This window comes from Pseudooceanicola onchidii, assembly GCF_004959925.1.
GTDB classification, from domain to species: domain Bacteria; phylum Pseudomonadota; class Alphaproteobacteria; order Rhodobacterales; family Rhodobacteraceae; genus Pseudooceanicola; species Pseudooceanicola onchidii.
In genome coordinates, this window is record NZ_SPUW01000001.1 from 1,611,371 (window position 1) to 1,630,880 (window position 19,510).

Genomic DNA, 19,510 nt, shown 5'->3' on the forward strand with positions numbered 1-19,510 from the left:
AGGCGACCACAGAGTGTGACGCAAGCGCCGTATCGCAGCGGATCATTGATGATCGGGTCCGGATCGAAACGCGCAAGGCCTGTCGCGCTTCAAAGGCCACCATCAGTCGCACAGCAAACAGCTGTAGCTCATCGCAGCCAAGCGTCCGACAGCCGAATCACACACGCAACTGGCGAAAGACCTCGGGAAGAATCTCCGGCAGATCCTCTGCGATCAACCCCGGCCCTGCGATCCGACCACATTCTGCATGCAGCCAGACCGCACAACAGGCCGCCTCGAATGCCTCCGTGCCGCGCGCCATCAGGCCCGTGATCATCCCCGCAAGAACATCGCCCGAGCCCGCCGTCGCAAGCCATGGCGCAGCGCGCAACCCGTTGCCATTGTGCACGCCGCTCCGCCCGTCAGGACTGGCGACCGCTGTGGCATCGCCTTTCAGCAGAACGACACACCCGGCACGCTTGGCGGCGGCAACGGCCCCCGAAAGGTCTGCGCCCAGATCGGGAAACAAACGCGCAAATTCGCCCGCATGCGGCGTCAGAACGGCCCGCGCATCGCGGGTCATCGCGAAGAGCTCTTCGGGATCTTCGGCAAAGGAGGTGAGCGCATCCGCATCCAGCACCACGCCCCGCGTCCCCCCGAGCGCCCGGGCAACCGCCGCCCGACACCCCGCCCCGACGCCGAACCCCGGCCCGATGCAGACCGCGTTGATCCGCCGGTCCGTCAGCAGATCGGCGTCGTCCGAAACCTCGCGCACCATGATCGAGGTGACCTGACCGGCGACCTCGGCCAACGCGTCGCTCGGCACGGCAATCGTCACCAGCCCGGCACCGATGCGCAGCGCGGCACGGGCGGCCAGCCGGGCCGCGCCGGTTCGCCCCATGCCGCCCGAGAAGACCACCGCATGACCGTGGTCATACTTGTGCTGATCCGGCCTTTTGCGCAGCAGGTCGATCGCCGCCGCGCCCATGGTGATGTCTCTCGCGCGCATAGTCCCCGTCACAGGCCGATATCCACGACGACAAGCTCGGTATCCAGGAAATGCGGCATCCCGTGGATCGGCTTGGGCTGATGAAAGGTCACCGTCAGGTCGCTGCTCAGGGGGCGTCGACAGAGCGTCGCGCCAGTGTCGGCGTCGTACCCGGTCGGCAGATCGATCGCGACGAAGAAGGGCGTCGGCCCTGCCCCGCCCAGCATATGATCGACCAGGTCGCCGACCGGTTCGGTCACCGGATCAAGCGGCGCACGCTGTCCAATGCCGAACAGCGCATCAATGACAACCAGCCAGTCCTGCCCGCGCGACACGGCCTGCTCTGCGACGGCCACCAAACCGGAGGCGTCGAGCATCTGTACTGTCCCGCCCCACAGGCGCCGGGCGCGCAGGGCATCGCCCGACAGGGCCGCAGGATCACCATAGGCGAGCACCCGGACATCCGCCCCGGCCTCGGCCAGCAGCCGCGCGACGACATAGCCGTCGCCGCCGTTGTTGCCCGGCCCGCACAGGACAAGCACCAGCTGACCGGCGCAAGGCGACGGGCTGATCCCGTCCCAACCCGGCCAGCGGTCCATCAGGGCCTGAACCACACCGGCACCGGCACGCTCCATCAGTTCGGTCCCCGTAACGGAGCCGCTGTCGATGGCCCGGGCCTCGGCGTCCCGCATCTCCTGACTGGTCAGCATTGCTTCCCTTATTTTTTCATTCCGCACATATTTTGTGCGCATCGCTCAATTTTCGCTCTCACCCTCTTTCCTCCCCGTGGCATTTGCCCCAGTTTGCCCAACATCAATTGAGGCCCGGAAGTCTTCATGGTCTCAAACCGGGCGAGGGATACGTGAGGAGTTCCGTGACATGAAAAAGATCGAGGCAATCATCAAGCCGTTCAAGCTTGATGAGGTCAAGGAGGCCCTGCAGGAATTCGGCATTCAGGGTCTGTCCGTCATCGAGGTCAAGGGCTTTGGCCGTCAGAAAGGCCACACTGAACTCTACCGGGGCGCGGAATATGTTGTCGATTTCCTGCCCAAGGTGAAGATCGAGGTCATCCTGGACGACGATCAGGTCGACGGTGCCATTGCGGCGATCACCGACGCGGCCAAGACCGAAAAGATCGGCGACGGCAAGATTTTCGTCTCTCCCGTCGAACAGGCGATCCGCATCCGCACCGGCGAATCCGGTTCGGACGCTCTCTGACAAACACCCCAATTCTAAGAAAGGGATACAAGGGAATGAGCAACAAGGTTCTCAAACTCATCAAGGACGAGGACGCGGAATACGTCGATATCCGCTTCACCGATCCGCGCGGCAAGCTGCAGCACGTGACCGTGATCAAGGACGAAGTCGATGAAGACTTCCTTGAGGAAGGGTTCATGTTCGACGGCTCCTCGATCGCGGGCTGGAAGTCCATCGAAGCTTCCGACATGAAGCTGATGCCCGACCTGGACAGCGCCTACATCGATCCCTTCTACGCGGAAAAGACCGTTGTCGTGCACTGCTCGATCGTCGAGCCCGACACCGGCGAAGCCTATGACCGCGACCCGCGCGGCACGGCGCAGAAAGCCGAAGCCTACCTGAAGTCCTCGGGCATCGGTGACGTCGCCTACTTCGGCCCCGAAGCGGAATTCTTCCTGTTCGACGACGTGAAATACTCCGTCTCCCCGAACAAGGTGTCCTTCGAGGTCGACGCAGACCACGCCGCCTGGAACACCGACGCCGATTTCGAAATGGGCAACCTGGGCCACCGTCCGACCTACAAGGGTGGCTATTTCCCGGTGAACCCGATGGACGACGGCCAGGACATCCGCTCCGAGATGCTGTCGACCATGAAGCGCCTCGGCATGAAAGTCGACAAGCACCATCACGAAGTTGCGACCTCGCAGCACGAGCTGGGCCTGGTCTTCGGGTCGCTGACCAAGCAGGCGGACGAACTGCAGAAGTACAAGTACGTCATCCACAACGTGGCACAGGCCTATGGCCGTTCGGCGACCTTCATGCCGAAGCCGCTGAAGGGTGACAACGGGTCCGGCATGCACGTGAACATGTCGATCTGGAAAGACGGCAAGCCGCTGTTCGCAGGCGACAAATACGCCGACCTCAGCCAGGAAGCCTTGTACTTCATCGGTGGTATCCTGAAGCACGCCAAGGCCCTGAACGCCTTCACCAACCCCTCGACCAACTCCTACAAGCGTCTGGTCCCGGGTTTCGAAGCCCCCGTTCTGCGCGCCTATTCCGCACGCAACCGGTCGGGCTGTGTCCGTATTCCGTGGACCGAATCCCCGAAAGCCAAGCGCGTCGAAGCCCGCTTCCCCGATCCCTCGGCGAACCCGTACCTCTGCTTCTCGGCCCTGCTGATGGCCGGTCTCGACGGGATCAAGAACAAGATCGATCCGGGCGAAGCCATGGACAAGAACCTCTACGACCTGCCCCCCGAAGAGCTGGCCGACATCCCGACCGTCTGTGGTTCGCTGCGCGAAGCCATGTCGGAACTGGAAGCGGACATGGACTTCCTGCTGGCCGGCGACGTGTTCACCAAAGACCAGATCCAGGGCTACATCGACCTGAAGATGGAAGAGATCGAGATGTACGAAATGACGCCGCACCCGGCCGAATTCGCTCTCTACTACTCCTGCTGATCCGACGATCAGTCACAGAAACGGGCGTCCCCTGGGGCGCCCGTTTTCTTTTGGCCCTGGCTTCCGGAGCCTGGCCAGGCGTGGAAAACACCTCGGGTTTGATCGATTAACCGGGGTAAATGGCTCCAGCTTTAGGCACTTCCCGGGCCCGGGCCCTATTCGCCCTGCAATGCGTCCGAATAAGGGCGAAAGGCCCGTGATCTGGGCAATCTCGCCAGATTGCTGGAAAAACCCGGCACACTTCTTCCCCATTTCCGCGCGAGACTTGGAATCAGGCACAACCAAAAGGGGAAAATCATGTCACAAGCCAACACGCTGAAAATTCCGCACGCCACCCTCACCTTCGAAGATGATTATCTACCTACAATCAGTGACTTGAAAGATGCAAGCAATGCGGCGCTGGAAGCTTACGACCTGACATCCGAGTGCATGGCGGATGGGTCTGACGGACGTGTGAGGCTGGTCGCTGGTCCCGTAGGGGTTGAATTCATTCGGATCGACAGCTGCCCCCGGATCACGCTTATGGTCACCCGCGTGCGCGACAGCGAACGCCTGCACCCCGACGCCGAAACCGCGATCCTGGCCGAGATCATCTCGGTCATGGTCGAACGGTTCGGGGGCGGCACGCTGGACTGGGGCCTGGCCGGCGTCACCCTGGATCTCGAGAAATTCGCGGCCTCGTTCACGCCCCTGCGCCGTCGCGGCGGAGCCTCCCGTATCTGCCCCCGTCGCGTCAAACGCGACGACACGATCGGCACCCCCATCCAGGTCAAGTCCAAGGCGCCGAAGGTCGCGGTCACCTCTGATGATCCCGAAACCCAGGCCCGCCTGAAACAGATCTTCGCAGACCCGGTCGAGGAAACGTCGACCAGCAACCTGACCAACGTCAGCGCCTGGGCGGCGACCGCCACCGTCGGGGCAATGAACCCGCTGATCGGTGTGCCACTGATCGCCTACAACCTGACCAAGGGCGCCGATATCCGCGTCAGCACGCAGGCCTTCGCACTGACTGCAACGCTGACCGGGCTGGTCGGATCGACCTACGGCTACCTGCCGTTCTTCTGATCCGCCACGACGAAGGTGTGAATGCCGAAGACGACCGCGTCGGTTCCGGGTAAGCGCAAGATCGTCTGACGCTCGGATCGGATGAACCGCTGGTCTTCGGGCTGGCCATATTTCGGCACGCCTTCGTGACGCGGCTGGAACAAGGCCGGATCGGCATAGCGCAACGCGTTGAACCGCCACATCGGCCGCCCGACCCGCACCCCGTCGAACAGCCGCTGCACACGGCGCGCCAGGTCATCGTCATAGTCGATCACGGGCTTGTGGATCCGGATCAGGGGCCGCCCCAGTTTCTCGGCCAGCATCCAGCCCGCCGGAAAGCACAGCGCCGCGCCGGTCAGCACGTGTTCCGCCGCCCCTTCGGCCTTCTGCATCAGGCACAGGTCTTCCTGCACCAGCCGCCCCGCAGTCCCTAACGGGTCCTCACGATCGATCATCACCGCCACGCCATCCGGACGGGTCACGGCGTCATCCCCCACGTCATAGCCATCATCCTGGACCAGTCGGTCCAGCACCAGCGCCAGCAGTTCCTGCGCCGCATCGCGCCCCTCGGGCAGCAGGCCGATCACGTCCTCGCGCCGCTCGGCAATCAGCCGGTCCCGCAGCGCCATCTGCCCAGCAAAGGCGTCATCGCGCAGCAGCCATTCGGCGCCATCCATCGGAGAGACCCCGGGCAGTCGCACGGCGGAAATGTCATACGGTATATGGCTTTGCAGGATCGTCGTCATGGCACCAGCTAACGCCAGCGCCCGCCGATTGACCAGCAAAACCTGCGCCTCAGATGCTGCTGAAGGCCGCTTCGGGTTCCCGCTCCGACAGCTCGTCCAGCACCCGCCGCGCCGCGCGGGCCATGCCGCCATCGCCCCGATCGGCCAGCGCGGTCAGTGACTGACGTCCGGCCGCCACGACCTCCGGGTGTTCCAGGCCATGCCGCAGGATCGCACCGATACTGTCACTGACCAGCCTGTCGCGCGGCAAGGGCGGCACGAGAAGGCGGTCATAGAGCAACTCTTGTTCGTCCGCCGGAACGACGTCGCTGCCCAGCAGGATACGCGAGACCCGCCGGATCATGTCGACGGCCGTGCCCGGATCGTTGATTCCCGGCGACAGGGCGCGCTGTCCGATCTCGGTCAGGTTCTGCAGGCCGAACTCGGGGTCCTGCGTATAATTGCGCAGGCTGCCGATCGACACGTGATCGCGCATCATCTTCGTGCAGGCCTCGGCCTTGCCGGTGACGCGGGCCAGCACGTCGCCCTTGTGCACGAAGGCCCCGACGCGCTGCGCCAGGTAGACCTCGACATCCGCCTTCTCGGCCTCGTCCTGCAGCCGGTCCTGGTAGACCTGCTGGATATAGCCCGTCCGGTCCGCCAGGATCTCCTCCAACCCCTCGGGCGCGTCACCAGTCAGGGGCCGCCCGCCAAGCGACGGGTATTCGCACCGCATCCGGTAGGCATCGGTTGCATGGTCCTCGATCCTCTGCGCGGTCTCTATCAAGCTGCCCAGAAGCTCCATATGCGAAATCCAGCGGATGATCGCAAAGATCACAAGCGTCACAACGGCCAGCGTCACGAAGAACAGGACAACCAGCTCTTCGCCTTTGAAGACGTCCGTTTCCCGCAGGATGATGACGTTGATGGCGTAAAGGTAGGCCCCCACGAAAGTGGCCAGCACGGTATGGGTCGTGGTGTCCTGCAGCAGCACCTGGTGCGCGCGCGGGGTCCATTGCGATTGCGCGATGCGGTGCGACGCCGCCATGACCGTCAGCGAAAAGGTCGTCACGGTCAGCATCGAATTCGCGATGATCGACAGGATGCGGTCGACCGCATCGGCACCGATCCGGTCCTTCAGGCCGAAGGGGATGGCATGGCCAAAGACCTTGGCAAGGCCGATCGCCAGAAAGGCACACAGCGCGATCAGCACGATCCGCACCACAAGGCGACGCGAAAATTCATGCATCCGGCGCAAAATGGATGGCAGCATAGGTCTGTCCCGGTTCCTGTCCCATGGGATCAATGCCTTGGCGCTCAATTCGGTTCCCCGCAAAGCGTCGGCCAAACGCGACACGATCTGTCGCAAACACACGCGCCAAGCCCCGATCCGCCGCGCCACGATCAGCCCATGAGACCGGAGGCCGCCATGAAAACCACCACCCGCGTAGTCGTAATCGGAGGCGGCGTCGTCGGCTGCTCCGTGCTCTATCACCTGACCAAGCTTGGCTGGTCCGACGTCATGCTGCTGGAACGGTCCGAGCTGACGGCCGGATCCACCTGGCACGCGGCCGGCGGATTCCACACCATCAACGGCGACACCAACATGGCGGCGCTGCAGGGCTATACCATCAAGCTCTACAAGGAGCTGGAGGAGATCACCGGCCTGTCCTGTGGGTTGCACCATTCGGGCGGCTTCACCCTGGCCACCACGCAGGACCGGTTCGACTATCTTCTGGCCGAACGCGCCAAGCACCGGCACATGGGGCTCGACACCCACATCATGACCCCGCAGGAGGTGAAGGAGATCGCGCCCATCACCAACATCGACGGCGTGGTCGGTGCGCTCTACGATCCGCTGGACGGGCACCTGGATCCCTCGGGCACGACCCATGCCTACGCCAAGGCTGCGCGCATCGCCGGGGCCGAGATCGTGACCCACTGCAAGGTCGAGGAAACCAATCCCCGCCCCGACGGCACCTGGGACGTGGTGACCGACAAGGGCACCATCCACGCCGAACATGTGGTCAACGCCGGTGGTCTCTGGGCGCGCGAAGTGGCGGCCATGGCAGGCCATTACGTGCCGCTGCACCCGATGGAGCACCACTATCTCGTCACCGACGACATCCCCGAGATCTACGAACGCGACACCGAACATCCGCATGTCGTCGACCCGGCGGGCGAATCCTACCTGCGCCAGGAAGGGCGCGGGCTATGCATCGGGTATTACGAGAAAAAGCCGCGCGCCTGGGCGATCGACGGCAGCCCCTGGGACTTTGCCGCCGAACTGCTGCCCGATGATCTCGACAAGATTTCCGACAGCATCGAAATGAGCTGGAAGCGCTTCCCCGTCCTCGCCACCGCCGGCGTGAAGCGTGTCATCCACGGCCCCTTCACCTTTGCCCCCGACGGCAACCCGCTGGTCGGGCCGGTCCCGGGGCTGCGCAACTACTGGTCGGCCTGCGGCGTCATGGCCGGGTTCAGCCAGGGCGGCGGCGTCGGCCTGATGCTGGCGCAGTGGATGACCACCGGCGAATGCGAACGCGACACCTCGTCGTTTGACATCGCGCGCTACGGCCCTTGGATCCAGAAGGGCTATACCCTGCCCAAGGTGATGGAGAACTACTCCACCCGCTTCTCGGTGCCCTACCCGAACGAGGAAAAGCCCGCCGCACGCCCCCTGCGCCGCACGCCGATGTACGACGTCTTCGACAGCCTGGGCGCGGTCTGGGGCCACACCTACGGGCTCGAGGTGCCGAACTATTTTGCCCAGGGCGTGGAGCCCCGGTACGAAACCCCGTCGTTCCGCCGGTCGAACGCCTTTGAAGCCACCGCCCGCGAATGCCGCGCCGTGCGCGAGGGCGTCGGCATCAACGAGATCCACAATTTCGGCAAGTACAGCGTCACCGGCCCCAAGGCGCGTGACTGGCTTGATACCGTCATGGCAGGCCGCATCCCGAAGCCCGGCCGGATCAGCCTGACACCGATGCTGGCCCCCTCGGGACGCATCATCGGGGATTTCACCGTCGCCTGCCTAGGCGACGAGGAATTCCGCCTGACCGCGTCCTACGGGGCGCAGGCCTACCATGAAAGATGGTTCCGCCAGAACATGAAGGACGGCGTGCAACTCACTAATATGTCTGACAGATGGACCGGTTTCCAGATTGCCGGACCCAAGGCGCGCGATGTGCTTCAGGCCTGCGTCCGCGAAGACGTGTCAGACATGAAGTTCCTCGACATCCGCCGCCTGACGCTTGGCCTGCTGACGGTCACGGTCCAGCGCGTCAGCTATACCGGTGACCTGGGCTACGAGATCTACTGCGACCCGCTGGAACAACGCACTCTCTGGGATCAGCTCTGGACCGCTGGTGAGGCGCACGGGATGAAACCCTTCGGCATGCGGGCCATGATGTCGCTGCGCCTGGATCGCCACTTCGGGTCGTGGCTGCGGGAATATTCCCCCGATTACACGCCCGCCGAAACCGGGCTGGACCGGTTCATCGCCTGGAAGAAACACGCCGATTTCATCGGTCGCGCCGCTGCCGAACAGGCCAGGGCCGACGGCCCCGCGCGTCAGCTTCTGATGTTCGAGATCGACGCCGAGGATGCCGACGTGAAAGGCTATGAGCCCCTGTGGATCGACGGCAAGGTTGTGGGCTACTGCACCTCGGGCGGCTATTCGCACCACCTGGGCAAGTCGATGGCCCACGCCTTTGTGCCGACCGCCATGGTCGCGCCGGGGCTGGAGTGCGAGATCGAGGTGCTGGGCCAGCGCCGCCCGGCGCGGCGCATCGACGAACCGCTCTTCGATGCTGACGGGGCGCGGATGCGGGGGTAGACCCCTCGTATGAGCCTTGTGATCCTCCTCCTCGCCGCCGGCGCGTCATCCCGCATGCGGGGCGGCGACAAGCTGCTCGAAGAGGTCGCGGACGCGCCGCTGATCCTGACCATGGCCCGCCGGGCACGGGCCGTGGCGCCTGTCGTCGTGGCCCTGCCTGGTCCCGATCACCCCCGCGCACATGCGCTGGCCGACATCGACGTCACCCAGATCGGCGTGCCCGACGCCGACGAAGGCATGGCGGCCTCGTTGCGCACCGGGATCACCGCCCTGCCCGCGACGGCCACCGCCGTCATGATTCTGCCCGGCGACATGCCCGAGCTGACCGAGGGCGACCTGCAGACCATGGCGCACGCCTGGCAACAGACGCCTGACCAGATCCACCGCGCCACCGCCGCAGATGGAACGCCCGGCCACCCGGTGATCTTCCCGTCACGCCATTTCGACGACCTGCAGGCCCTGACCGGCGACACAGGCGCCCGCGCGATCCTCAGCACGCACCCGGTCCATCCCGTCGCCCTGCCCGACCGCCACGCGATCACCGACCTCGACACGCCCGAAGACTGGGCTGCCTGGCGGGCCGCCCGGTCCTGACTTCATCTTGCAAGTAAATACTCCCGCCGGAGGCAGCGCCCGCACGGGCGCTCACTTCAGCTGGCTGTCCTTGGATCCGCGCCGGTTGATCCCGCCGCGCGCCACCTGCCGACCATCCCGCTCCTGCTGGCAATCGATGCACAGCTTGACGCCCGGGATGGCAAGTCGGCGCTTTTCGGGGATCTCTTCCTCGCACTCGGCGCAGTGCGTCAGGCTTTCGCCCTGCGGTCCTGACCGGGCCCGCATGCGGCTCAGCTCGTCCGAAATGGATGCTTCGATCTGTTCACTTACCGCGCCGTCGCGCGCCCAACCACCGGCCATGTCCGATCCTCCGTCCCTGGAAGATAGGTCAGGACCGCCGCTGCGCCAAGTCGCTCAGAAGCTGAGCACGCCGATGCCGGACAGGGTCGCGCAGGCCAGGGTCGCCAGAACAAGCAGGCTCCACCGCGCAAGGCCGAAAAACATTTCCATGTGAAATCCCCCACCACAAGGTTTTCAAAAAATCAGGGCGCGGGCATCCGCCCGGCCGAAATTAACCAATATACCAACACCCGCGCCCTGAGAACCGGCCAGAGCCCCCGCCCGACCGGAAAGACGCCGGGCCCCGATCAGGGGCCCGGCGGTGCTGCATCACTTGAGCAGAAGCTTCGCTTCGTGCTTTTTCAGGGTCCGGCGTGCCGCGTGATAATCTTCGCGGCCCTGTTCCGTTGCCAGTTCCGGGAACAGCTCCAGGATCTCCTGGCGCTGCGCGTTCCCGATCCCGTCAAGGGTCTGGTGACCCGGCTGGAAGCTTTCGGTCCAGGACCCGTCGGACAGGATGACCTCGTGCTGGTCGAACATGAAGTGGATGTACGTGGTCTTCATCGTATCCACCCGGTTCACGCCCGCCAGACCGGTCAGGTGCTTGGCCGCGACCAGAACCTCACGCTCTTCGAAGTAGAGCGCCGTCTTGTCGTTGTTCACCAGCACACGGTGGTTCGGAGACACCAGCATGTCACGTTCCGGCAGCCCGTAGCCAAGCGAGCCTTTCTGGATCAGAACCGGCTTGAGATGCTCTTTCTGCAGCAGCTCGCGGCCCGTCAGACCCTTGGCGCCCATCCAGCGAATTTCCTGGATGCCGTTGTCACGGGTGATGACACGGTCACCTTCCTTCAGGCTTTCCACCGGAACTTCGCCGCGCGGGGTCGCGATCAGGGTGCCCGGCGTGAAGCAGGGGATGACCTTCTCGATTTCCTCGAACTGCGAGGTGCCGACCAGCTTGTCGTCCGCATCGTAGAATTCGACCGTGCCGTTTTCGGGGTTGCTGTCGTAGATGACGTTGATCCGGCCACCCGTCGGAGCAGAGCCGCGCAGGTCGAGGATGTCATAGTCATCGCCGCCCGAGCCACCGTCGATCTTGTCGCCCACGGTCGACCCGAGGAAGACGTCGCGATCGTTGGCCCCGAACATGGTGTCCGCGCCCGCGCCACCGGTGATGGTGTCGTTTCCGGCGCCACCGTCGATGCTGTCTTCGCCCGACCCGCCGTAAAGCTCGTCTGCGCCGACATTGCCGCGCAGGGTGTCATCACCCTCGCCACCATAGACGGTGTCGTTCTCCTGGCCGCCCTCGATGCTGTCATCGCCGCTGTCGCCGTACAGAAGATCGGTGCCCGTCCCGCCCGAGATGACATCGCCACCGATGCCGCCATGGACCGTATCGTTGCCCGAGCCACCCTTGAGGTCGTCGTCACCCGAACCGCCTTCAAGGCTGTCGTTGCCCTGTTCGCCGTTCATGGTGTCGTCGCCTTGGCCACCCAGAAGCGTATCATCGCCCGAGTCGCCCTCGACCAGGTCATCGTCGATGCCCGCGTCGATCAGGTCGTTGCCTTCACCGCCATACAGCGTGTCGTCGTCGTCCTGGCCGAAGATGGTGTCGTTGCCGTCACCGCCATAGACCAGATCGCGGCCGTTCTCGGGCACCGGATCGGGGTTGACCGGATCGTCGTCCGGGGACTGGCCGTACAGCAGGTCGCTGTCGCCCGCGTTGATCCAGTCGTCGCCGGTCTGACCCCAGATCGTGTCGGAGCCGTGGCCACCGATGATCGAGTCGTTGCCTTCGCCACCTTCGACATAGTCGTCGTCGATGCCCGCGTGGATCGTGTCGTCGCCCGACCCGCCAAAGACGCGGTCGGCGTCATCGCCGGTGTTGATGACGTCGTGACCCTGACCGCCATAGACCGTGTCCTTGCCATCGGTCTTGTCCGGATCGCTCAGCGCACCGGGGTACAGCGGGTTCGGCAGGTTCGGATCGTCGCCCTCGTAGTCCGAGAAGGTGTCGATCCCGGCATTGATCGTGTCGTTGCCATCGCCGCCGTAGATCAGGTCCGAGCCCTGGATGTCGTCGATCAGGTCGTCACCCGAGTTGCCGTAGACCTCGTCGTCGTCGATGCCCGGCTTCAGCGTGTCGTTGCCGCTGCCGCCATAGATCGTGTCCGCGTCATCCCCGGTCGAGATGCTGTCGTTGCCCGCGCCGCCATAGGCCAGGTCGCGGTCGTCGTTCGGATCGGTGTCGTCGGACACACCCGGGATCGCCGCCGCCTTGTCGGGGCGTCCGTCCGGGCCACTGGTGATCGTGTCGTCGCCCGAGTCGCCGTAGATGGTGTCGTTGCCATCTTCGCCGCGCAGGTCATCGTCACCCGAATTGCCGTGGATGCTGTCATCGCCGTCACCGCCATAGACGGTATCGTCGCCCGAGCCCGCGATCACGGTGTCGTCGCCGCTGTAGGCCTCGATCAGGTCGTCATCGCCCGAGGTCGGGTCAAGCGCATCCTCGTTGTCGACAAAGTCGCCTTCCGGATCGCCGTCGTAATCGTCGTCGATCAGATCGTCACCCGAGGAGCCTTCCACGATGCCGTCGCGCACGGGCGGCGGCGGCGGGGGTCCGTCCTCGACCGTCACGGTGACGGTCGCGGTGTCGGTCAGACCGTCTTCGTCTGTGATCGTGTAGGTGAAGGTATCGGTCCCGGTGAAACCAGCCGCCGGGGTGTAGAGGATCTGGTTGCCCACGATCGCCGCAGTGCCGTTCGCCGGGGTGCCGACGGACGTAACCGTCAGATCATCGCCGTCCACGTCCGTGTCGTTGCCGACCACGTCGATAGTCACGGCCGTGTCTTCTTCGGTCTCGTCCGCATCATCGACCGCCACCGGCGCGTCGTTCACCGGCTTGACGGTCACGGTCACGGTGGCCGTGTCGGTGTTCCCGTCGGGATCGGTCACGGTGTAGGTGATCGTGTCGGTGCCGTTGAAGTCCTGATCCGGGGTGTAGACCAGCTTGCCGTCCACAACCGCGACCGAGCCGTTGGCCGGATCGGTGACGTCGGTGATGGTGAGCGGGTCGTTCTGCGGATCGGTGTCATTGGCCAGCACGTCGATGGTGACGGCCGTGTCCTCATCCGTCTCTGCCATGTCGTCGCCGGCCACGGGATCCTGGGCGCCGCCCGTCGGATCCTCGACCTTGACGGTCACGGTCGCGGTGTCGGTCAGGCCGTCGGGATCGGTGACGGTGTAGGTGAAGGTCTCGGTCCCGGTGAACCCGGCATCCGGCGTGTAGACGATCTTGCCGTCCACGATCTGGGCCGTGCCATTGGCCGGGTCTGCGACGTCCGAGATGGTCAGCGTGTCGCCGTCCACGTCCGTGTCGTTCGCCAGCACGTCGATGGTGACGGGGGTGACGATGTCGGTGTCGTCCGCATCATCGACCGCCACCGGCGCGTCGTTCACCGGCTTTACGGTCACGGTCACGGTGGCCGTGTCGGTGTTCCCGTCGGGATCGGTCACGGTGTAGGTGATCGTGTCGGTTCCGTTGAAGTCCTGATCCGGGGTATAGACCAGCTTGCCGTCCACAACCGCGACCGAGCCGTTGGCCGGATCGGTGACGTCGCTGATGGTCAGCGGATCGTTCTGCGGGTCGGTGTCGTTGGCAAGGACGTCGATGGTGACGGCCGTGTCCTCGTCCGTCTCGGCCATGTCGTCGCCGGCCACCGGGTCCTGGGCGCCGCCTGTCGGATCCTCGACCTTGACGGTCACCGTCGCGGTGTCGGTCAGGCCGTCGGGATCGGTGACGGTGTAGGTGAAGGTCTCGGTCCCGGTGAACCCGGCATCCGGCGTGTAGACGATCTTGCCGTCCACGATCTGCGCCGTGCCATTGGCCGGGTCTGCGACGTCCGAGATGGTCAGCGTGTCGCCGTCCACGTCCGTGTCGTTCGCCAGCACATCGATGGTCACGGGGGTGACGATGTCGGTGTCGTCCGCATCATCCGCAGCCACCGGCGCGTCGTTCACCGGGTTGACGGTCACAGTCACGGTCGCGGTGTCGGTGTTCCCGTCGGGATCGGTCACGGTGTAGGTGATCGTGTCGGTGCCGTTGAAGTCGGCGTCCGGCGTGTAGACGATCTTGCCATCCACCACGGTCGCGGTGCCGTTGGCCGGATCGGTGACATCGGTGATGGTCAGCGGGTCACCATCGGGATCGCTGTCGTTCGCCAGAACGTCGATGGTGATCGACGTGTCCTCGTCGACCTCGGCCGTGTCGTCACCGGCCACCGGGGCATCCGCGACCGGCTTGACGGTCACGGTGATCGTGGCTGTGTCGGTCAGGCCGTCGGGATCCTTCACCGTATAGGAGATGGTGTCGGTGCCGTTGAAATCGGCGGGCGGCGTATAGCTGATCGACCCGTCCGAAGCGACGACGACCGTGCCGCCCGCAGCCGACACCGGCGTGCCGACGATCTGCAGCGGGTCGCCATCGGGATCGCTGTCGTTGGCCAGCGGGAAGAGCGTCGTGGTGCTGTCTTCGTCCACCGTGTAGGCGTCATCGACGGCCACGGGGGCGTCGTTCACTTCGCCCACGGTGACCGTGACGGTCGCGGTGTCGGTCAGCCCGTCCGGATCGGTGACGGTGTAGGTGATCGTGTCGGTGCCGTTGAAATCGGCATCGGGTGTGTAGACCAGCTTGCCGTCCACGATCTCGACCGTGCCGTTCGCCGGGTCGGACACGTCCGAGATGGTCAGCGTGTCGCCGTCGACATCCGTGTCGTTCGCCAGCACGTCGATCGTGACGGACGCGTCTTCGTCCACGGATGCGGTGTCGTCTGCAGCCACCGGGGCGTCGTTCACGGGGGTCACCGTGATCGTGATCGTTGCCGTATCGGTGTTCCCGTCGGGGTCGGTCACCGTGTAGGTGATCGTCTCGGTCCCGTTGAAGTCGGGATCGGGGGTGTACAGGATTTCACCGCCCACGATGGCCGCAGTTCCGTTGGCCGGATCGGAGACATTGGTGATCGTCAGGGTGTCACCATCCGGGTCGCTGTCGTTTGCCAGCACGTCGATCGAGATCGTGGTGTCCTCGTCCACCGTGACGCTGTCGTCCATCGCGTCGGGGGTCCGGTTTTCCGGGTCCGTCAGGATGGTCTCGATCTGGCTGAATTCAAGCGTGCTGCCGTCTTCGAAGGTCACGGTGCCCTTGTAGGCGCCCGCGTCCGTGTCGTCGGCCTGCTGGTCGATGACCACGCGGCCCGCGCCGCGCAGGTCCAGCACGTCGTTGTCGGTCGTCTGATCGGGGCCGTTGCCACCGACGATCTTGTCGCCTGCGCCGTCCGAGGCGCTGCCGACGGTGAAGGTGTCGTTGCCGCCTTCGCCGTACATGATGTCGGCGCCTTCGCCGCCATCGATCAGGTCATCGCCGCCTTCGCCGTTCATCCCGTCGCCGCCGGAGGTGCCGGGCGCAGTGAAGTAGAGGTCGGTGATCCAGATACCCGAGTTGGTGGCGCCGACCTGGGTGTGTTCCACCACGATCTTCGACACCGGACCCGCGATCGAGACCTGGAGGTTGTTGCTGTCCGCATCCTCGACCTTGTCGCCCTGGATCGACTTGGCCTGGTCGTTGCCGGCCACCGCGTCGGTATCGGACAGGGTCATGCCGGACCCGCCGGTCAGCTGAACCTGGATCGGCTGGCCGTTTTCGTCATAGGCGGTGACCTTCACGACGCCATTGGTGTCGAGGTCGTTGATGTTGAAGGTCACATCCGTCACGGCCTCGGAGAAGTCCCACTGGAAATCGCCTTCGTTGCCGTTGCCGCGGGTCTCGGACCGCAGGGCCGAATTGTCGTCCACGGTCGCGCCGCCACCATCGATGCCCGAGGTGTTGAGATGCGTGGAGTTGTCGATGTTGGTCTGGTGGTCCCCGGTATCCTTGATCCGGGTGTAGGTGACGTTGACGCTGCCGGTGTCCTGCGTGACCGTGCTGTCGGCCTGCGCCTCGGAGACGCCCTGCCAGTTGAAGCTTTCGCGCGGACCCTCGGTGCCGCCGCCGTTCACGTCTTCGCCGTTGTCGCCGTAGATCACGTCGGCACCCTTGCCGCCGCTCAGTTCGTCATCGCCGCCGTTGCCGTAGATCGTGTCGTCGCCCGACCCGCCAAGGATCGTGTCGTTGCCGGTGCCCGACCCGCCGCCGGTCACATCACCTTCGAGCGCATCGAAATAGATGTCGGTCACGTTGATTTCAGAGGTATGGCCACCGTCCTGGACATGCGTGATCTCGAGGCTTGCGATCGGCCCCGCGATGTTGACCAGGACCGAATGCGCCGGGCTGGTGTCAGCGGCGGTGTCATGGCCCGAATGGCTGATGACTTCCTTGCCGCCTGCCCCGTCCAGGTCCTTCAGCGTCAGATGGGTGCCACCCTCGGCCTGGACATTGATGTCGACGAGATTGCCGTTGGCATCATAGGCCTTGATGATGATCTTCGAATCCGCGTCGATGTCGTTGATCCGGAAGGACACGTTGCCCACGTCAGACGAAAAGCCCCATTCGTAGGTCGCAGCTTCGTCATCCGAATTCAGGCGCGAAGCCATCGACGAATGCGCATCCGCGCCAGTGCCGTCGGTGGTGATCGAATGCACCTTCTGCTGGTCCGTCTGGAACTTGGTCTCGGGGTGTTCGTTCGTCGACTTCACCCGGAAGGACACGTCGACCGACCCGGTGTTCTGGGTGAATCCGCCGCTCAGGTTGTCGCCATTGTCGATGCCGCCGTGACCATCGGGATCCGGCGCCTTGTCCCATTCAAAGCTCTCACGCTCGCCCGAGCCGCCGCCCGAGGAGGTGCCGGGACCGTAGTCGCCGTAGATCAGGTCGTCGCCGCCCGCCCCTTCGATGTAATCGTCGCCGCCGTTGCCGAAGATCGTGTCGGCGCCATTGGTGATCTTGTCGCCGCCCTGGTCGGTCGGGGCGTTGCTGTCGTCATAGCCCAGCACCATCGTCTCGCCGAACTCTTCGCCGTCGACCGCGCCATCCGAAGGCGCCGTGGTCGGCACGGTGTAGCCCGCGTCGATGTTGCACTGGTCCAGCCCGTTGCCGACGCTGAAGGTCATGGTCTTGCCGGTCGCCGGGTCGGCGTCGCTGTCTTCGGAATAGGTGCTGCCCGCGACTTCCTGTTCGACCAGCCCGTTGCCGTCGACCGAGGTCGGGAATTTCACGTAGTATTCGCCGTAAGCCACCTTGCCGAAGCTGTAGTGACCGTTCGCATCCGTGGTCGTCGAGCCGACCAATTTGCCGTTGGCCTTGTAAAGAAGAACCGTCTGACCCGCGAGCCCGGTGTCGAAACCGCCGCCTGCCTTGTTCTCGGTCCCGTCGCCATCCACGTCCGAGAACATCCGGCCGGCAATCTCGCCCTGGCTTTTATACTGAAAAGTCATCTCTACTCTCCTTCGCGCGGCGCAGTTCCCGCAAGACCGCGCGCAGCGGCCAAAATCCTACCCGTGTCCGAAGTTCTGTGTATGGCCAGACCCTCCGCAGACCCACGTGGGTCTCACGGTACCAGGCGGCCGTCCCGATCACTCTCCTGATCAGGCCCCGACAAACGCGAGCTACACATCCTTCCGGATGCATGACATTTCGGTGGCCGCCCCCGGCCATCTGTCTTGCGCCCCCCAGTCGGGCACGTTTGGTTTTAATCCTGCGAACACGTCGAACAAAGGAAAAAACAGCGGAAAATTGGTGTCACCAAAGCTTGATTCAGCCACAATGTGACCCAGTTGACCTTGCGGAAATTGCGTGAACCGAGACATTGTTTCCCGGACCGGAAACACCGCCCGACACCTACCCCTCAAGATTTTAACGGTTTTTAAACCATTCATCGCGGGGGCGCGGGGTCTTGTCCCCCTGCTTTGGTTTCGAAACCGGAAACAGACGGGATCGGAAGAATCTTGCCCAAGTTTGATCACAATCCACCCCGAAAGGCCCGGTTTTCGTCCAAGTTCCAGAACCAATGGCCGAATCCGCCGAAAGATTGGTTCGCGAAATGTGGCGGATCAGCCGGGGGTTGTCCGAATCGTAAACGCCACGCCCCCGCAAGAGAGCGCTCATTTCCGGATTTTCAGAGAGGGCTGGTACCCAAGGTCGGACTCGAACCGACATGACCTCGCGGCCGGGGGATTTTGAATCCCCTGCGTCTACCATTCCGCCACTTGGGCCCTGCCGCATCCCTAATGCGATGGCCTGTCCGCGTCCAGCCGGAACTTTTGCCGACCTTGACCGCCGCGTCGCAGCATGGTTCTTGGCCCTGCAGGCAAAGGATCGGACTTCATGCGGAAACTCTATGACTGGTGCTTGCGCATGGCAGATCATCGCCACGCGCTTCTGGTTCTCGCCATCATCTCCTTCGTGGAATCCTCGGTTTTTCCGATCCCGCCCGACGTGCTGATGATCCCGATGATCCTGGCCAACCGCCGCCGCGCCTGGCTGATCGCCGGCGTGGCCACCGTATCGTCCGTGCTGGGTGGGATGCTGGGCTATGCCATCGGCGCCTTCGCCTACGACTCCATCGGCCAGCCGATCCTCGCCTCCATGGGCAAGGCCGCGGCGATGGAGGAATTCAACCAGACCTTCGTCGACGCGGGCTTCTGGGCGGTGCTGGGCGCGGGCATCACGCCCTTCCCCTACAAGGTCATCACCATCATGTCCGGCTGGACCGGCATGCCACTGGTCACCTTCACCGTCACCTCGATCGTGGCGCGCGGCCTGCGGTTCTTCATCCTCGCCGGGCTGCTGTGGAAGTTCGGACCGCCGATCCGCACCTTCATCGAAAAGCGTCTCGGCCTGATGTTCACGTTGTTTTTCATTGCGCTGATCGGCGGTTTTGCGGTTCTGAAATTCCTATGACATTCCGCACGCATATCCTGATCGCGGCCGGCGGCTCTGCTGCCCTGCTGCTTGGCGCCCTCTTCTTCCAATACGTCCTGGGCCTTGCCCCCTGCACGCTGTGCATCTGGCAGCGCTGGCCACATCTGGCCGCCGTCCTGATCGGGGTCGCGGCCTATGCCCTTGGCCTGCGCGCGCTCGCCTTTCTGGGCGCCGGCGCCGCCGCGCTGTCCGGCGTCTTCGGCATCTATCACACCGGGGTCGAACGCAACTGGTGGGAAGGCCCGACGACCTGCACCTCTTCCTCCCCAGGGTCCGTATCGGCGGACGAGCTCTTCAACCAGATCATGAACGCCCCGCTGATCCGCTGTGACGAGGTCGCCTGGTCCCTTCTGGGCCTGTCCATGGCCAGCTGGAACGCGATCCTTGCCTTTGCGCTGGCCGTGGTCTGGCTGCGCGCCGCGCTGATGCCGCGCCCCTAGCCGACCCTTGTAACACCCTGCCCTGCCGCTT

Annotated in this window: 13 protein-coding genes and 1 tRNA gene; 7 read left to right on the forward strand and 7 right to left on the reverse strand. The window is 64.3% G+C overall.

The window, feature by feature from the left end:
• Nucleotides 1-157: 157 nt before the first annotated feature.
• Both E4S58_RS18110 and E4S58_RS18115 read right to left on the reverse strand, forming a co-directional pair.
• On the reverse strand, nucleotides 158-988 hold the full coding sequence (locus E4S58_RS18110) for an NAD(P)H-hydrate dehydratase (protein WP_338101520.1): 831 nt from the start codon (nucleotides 986-988) through the stop codon (nucleotides 158-160).
• 8 nt (nucleotides 989-996) lie between these two features.
• Nucleotides 997-1,677, reverse strand: a complete 681-nt coding sequence (locus E4S58_RS18115; protein WP_338101521.1) for an NAD(P)H-hydrate epimerase — start codon at nucleotides 1,675-1,677, stop codon at nucleotides 997-999.
• Between the two features lie 169 nt (nucleotides 1,678-1,846).
• Here E4S58_RS18115 and E4S58_RS07815 point away from each other — a divergent pair, with 169 nt between their 5' ends.
• From E4S58_RS07815 to E4S58_RS07825, 3 genes are all read left to right on the forward strand, one after another.
• Complete coding sequence (locus E4S58_RS07815) at nucleotides 1,847-2,185, forward strand: P-II family nitrogen regulator (RefSeq protein ID WP_136635749.1); 339 nt, start codon at nucleotides 1,847-1,849, stop codon at nucleotides 2,183-2,185.
• Nucleotides 2,186-2,220: 35 nt separating this feature from the next.
• Entirely contained in the window at nucleotides 2,221-3,624 is a 1,404-nt protein-coding gene (gene glnA, locus E4S58_RS07820; protein WP_136635750.1) for a type I glutamate--ammonia ligase, read from the forward strand.
• Between the two features lie 297 nt (nucleotides 3,625-3,921).
• A complete protein-coding gene (locus E4S58_RS07825; protein WP_136635751.1) occupies nucleotides 3,922-4,689 on the forward strand; it encodes a hypothetical protein in 768 nt (255 codons plus the stop codon).
• Here the strand turns inward: E4S58_RS07825 and E4S58_RS07830 are convergent.
• Both E4S58_RS07830 and E4S58_RS07835 read right to left on the reverse strand, forming a co-directional pair.
• Entirely contained in the window at nucleotides 4,671-5,453 is a 783-nt protein-coding gene (locus tag E4S58_RS07830) for a heme-dependent oxidative N-demethylase family protein (RefSeq protein WP_338101522.1), read from the reverse strand. The two genes, E4S58_RS07825 and E4S58_RS07830, sit on opposite strands and share 19 nt — an antisense overlap.
• Nucleotides 5,454-5,463: 10 nt before the next feature.
• Complete coding sequence (locus E4S58_RS07835; protein ID WP_240789488.1) at nucleotides 5,464-6,666, reverse strand: DUF2254 domain-containing protein; 1,203 nt, start codon at nucleotides 6,664-6,666, stop codon at nucleotides 5,464-5,466.
• Nucleotides 6,667-6,822: 156 nt separating this feature from the next.
• Here E4S58_RS07835 and E4S58_RS07845 point away from each other — a divergent pair, with 156 nt between their 5' ends.
• Both E4S58_RS07845 and E4S58_RS07850 read left to right on the forward strand, forming a co-directional pair.
• Nucleotides 6,823-9,231, forward strand: a complete 2,409-nt coding sequence (locus E4S58_RS07845) for a GcvT family protein (RefSeq protein ID WP_136635754.1) — start codon at nucleotides 6,823-6,825, stop codon at nucleotides 9,229-9,231.
• A 9-nt stretch (nucleotides 9,232-9,240) separates the two neighbouring features.
• Nucleotides 9,241-9,825, forward strand: coding sequence for a nucleotidyltransferase family protein (locus tag E4S58_RS07850; RefSeq protein WP_136635755.1), 585 nt, complete (start codon nucleotides 9,241-9,243; stop codon nucleotides 9,823-9,825).
• 51 nt (nucleotides 9,826-9,876) lie between these two features.
• Here the strand turns inward: E4S58_RS07850 and E4S58_RS07855 are convergent, their stop codons facing one another.
• The 3 genes from E4S58_RS07855 to E4S58_RS07865 all read right to left on the reverse strand — a co-directional run bounded on the left by E4S58_RS07855 (nucleotide 9,877) and on the right by E4S58_RS07865 (nucleotide 18,330).
• Complete coding sequence (locus E4S58_RS07855; protein WP_136635756.1) at nucleotides 9,877-10,146, reverse strand: DksA/TraR family C4-type zinc finger protein; 270 nt, start codon at nucleotides 10,144-10,146, stop codon at nucleotides 9,877-9,879.
• A gap of 309 nt (nucleotides 10,147-10,455) precedes the next feature.
• A complete protein-coding gene (locus E4S58_RS07860; protein ID WP_136635757.1) occupies nucleotides 10,456-17,553 on the reverse strand; it encodes an Ig-like domain-containing protein in 7,098 nt (2,365 codons plus the stop codon).
• Nucleotides 17,554-18,244: 691 nt separating this feature from the next.
• Nucleotides 18,245-18,330, reverse strand: a tRNA-Leu gene (locus tag E4S58_RS07865).
• A gap of 112 nt (nucleotides 18,331-18,442) precedes the next feature.
• Here E4S58_RS07865 and E4S58_RS07870 point away from each other — a divergent pair.
• Nucleotides 18,443-19,018, forward strand: coding sequence for a YqaA family protein (locus E4S58_RS07870; RefSeq protein WP_136635758.1), 576 nt, complete (start codon nucleotides 18,443-18,445; stop codon nucleotides 19,016-19,018).
• The gene (locus E4S58_RS07875; protein ID WP_136635759.1) at nucleotides 19,015-19,479 is read left to right on the forward strand and encodes a disulfide bond formation protein B; all 465 of its coding nucleotides are present in this window, start codon (nucleotides 19,015-19,017) and stop codon (nucleotides 19,477-19,479) included. Before E4S58_RS07870 ends, E4S58_RS07875 begins: the two co-directional genes overlap by 4 nt.
• The last annotated feature ends 31 nt before the right edge of the window (nucleotides 19,480-19,510 follow it).

Bases quoted from the DNA above. Each gene is read 5' to 3' on its own strand.
- E4S58_RS18110 (WP_338101520.1), bottom strand. From the start codon at position 988: ATGCGCGCGAGAGACATCACCATGGGCGCGGCGGCGATCGACCTGCTG.
- E4S58_RS18115 (WP_338101521.1), bottom strand. From the start codon at position 1,677: ATGCTGACCAGTCAGGAGATGCGGGACGCCGAGGCCCGGGCCATCGAC.
- E4S58_RS07815 (WP_136635749.1), top strand. From the start codon at position 1,847: ATGAAAAAGATCGAGGCAATCATCAAGCCGTTCAAGCTTGATGAGGTC.
- glnA (WP_136635750.1), top strand. From the start codon at position 2,221: ATGAGCAACAAGGTTCTCAAACTCATCAAGGACGAGGACGCGGAATAC.
- E4S58_RS07825 (WP_136635751.1), top strand. From the start codon at position 3,922: ATGTCACAAGCCAACACGCTGAAAATTCCGCACGCCACCCTCACCTTC.
- E4S58_RS07835 (WP_240789488.1), bottom strand. From the start codon at position 6,666: ATGCTGCCATCCATTTTGCGCCGGATGCATGAATTTTCGCGTCGCCTT.
- E4S58_RS07845 (WP_136635754.1), top strand. From the start codon at position 6,823: ATGAAAACCACCACCCGCGTAGTCGTAATCGGAGGCGGCGTCGTCGGC.
- E4S58_RS07850 (WP_136635755.1), top strand. From the start codon at position 9,241: ATGAGCCTTGTGATCCTCCTCCTCGCCGCCGGCGCGTCATCCCGCATG.
- E4S58_RS07855 (WP_136635756.1), bottom strand. From the start codon at position 10,146: ATGGCCGGTGGTTGGGCGCGCGACGGCGCGGTAAGTGAACAGATCGAA.
- E4S58_RS07860 (WP_136635757.1), bottom strand. From the start codon at position 17,553: ATGACTTTTCAGTATAAAAGCCAGGGCGAGATTGCCGGCCGGATGTTC.
- E4S58_RS07870 (WP_136635758.1), top strand. From the start codon at position 18,443: ATGCGGAAACTCTATGACTGGTGCTTGCGCATGGCAGATCATCGCCAC.
- E4S58_RS07875 (WP_136635759.1), top strand. From the start codon at position 19,015: ATGACATTCCGCACGCATATCCTGATCGCGGCCGGCGGCTCTGCTGCC.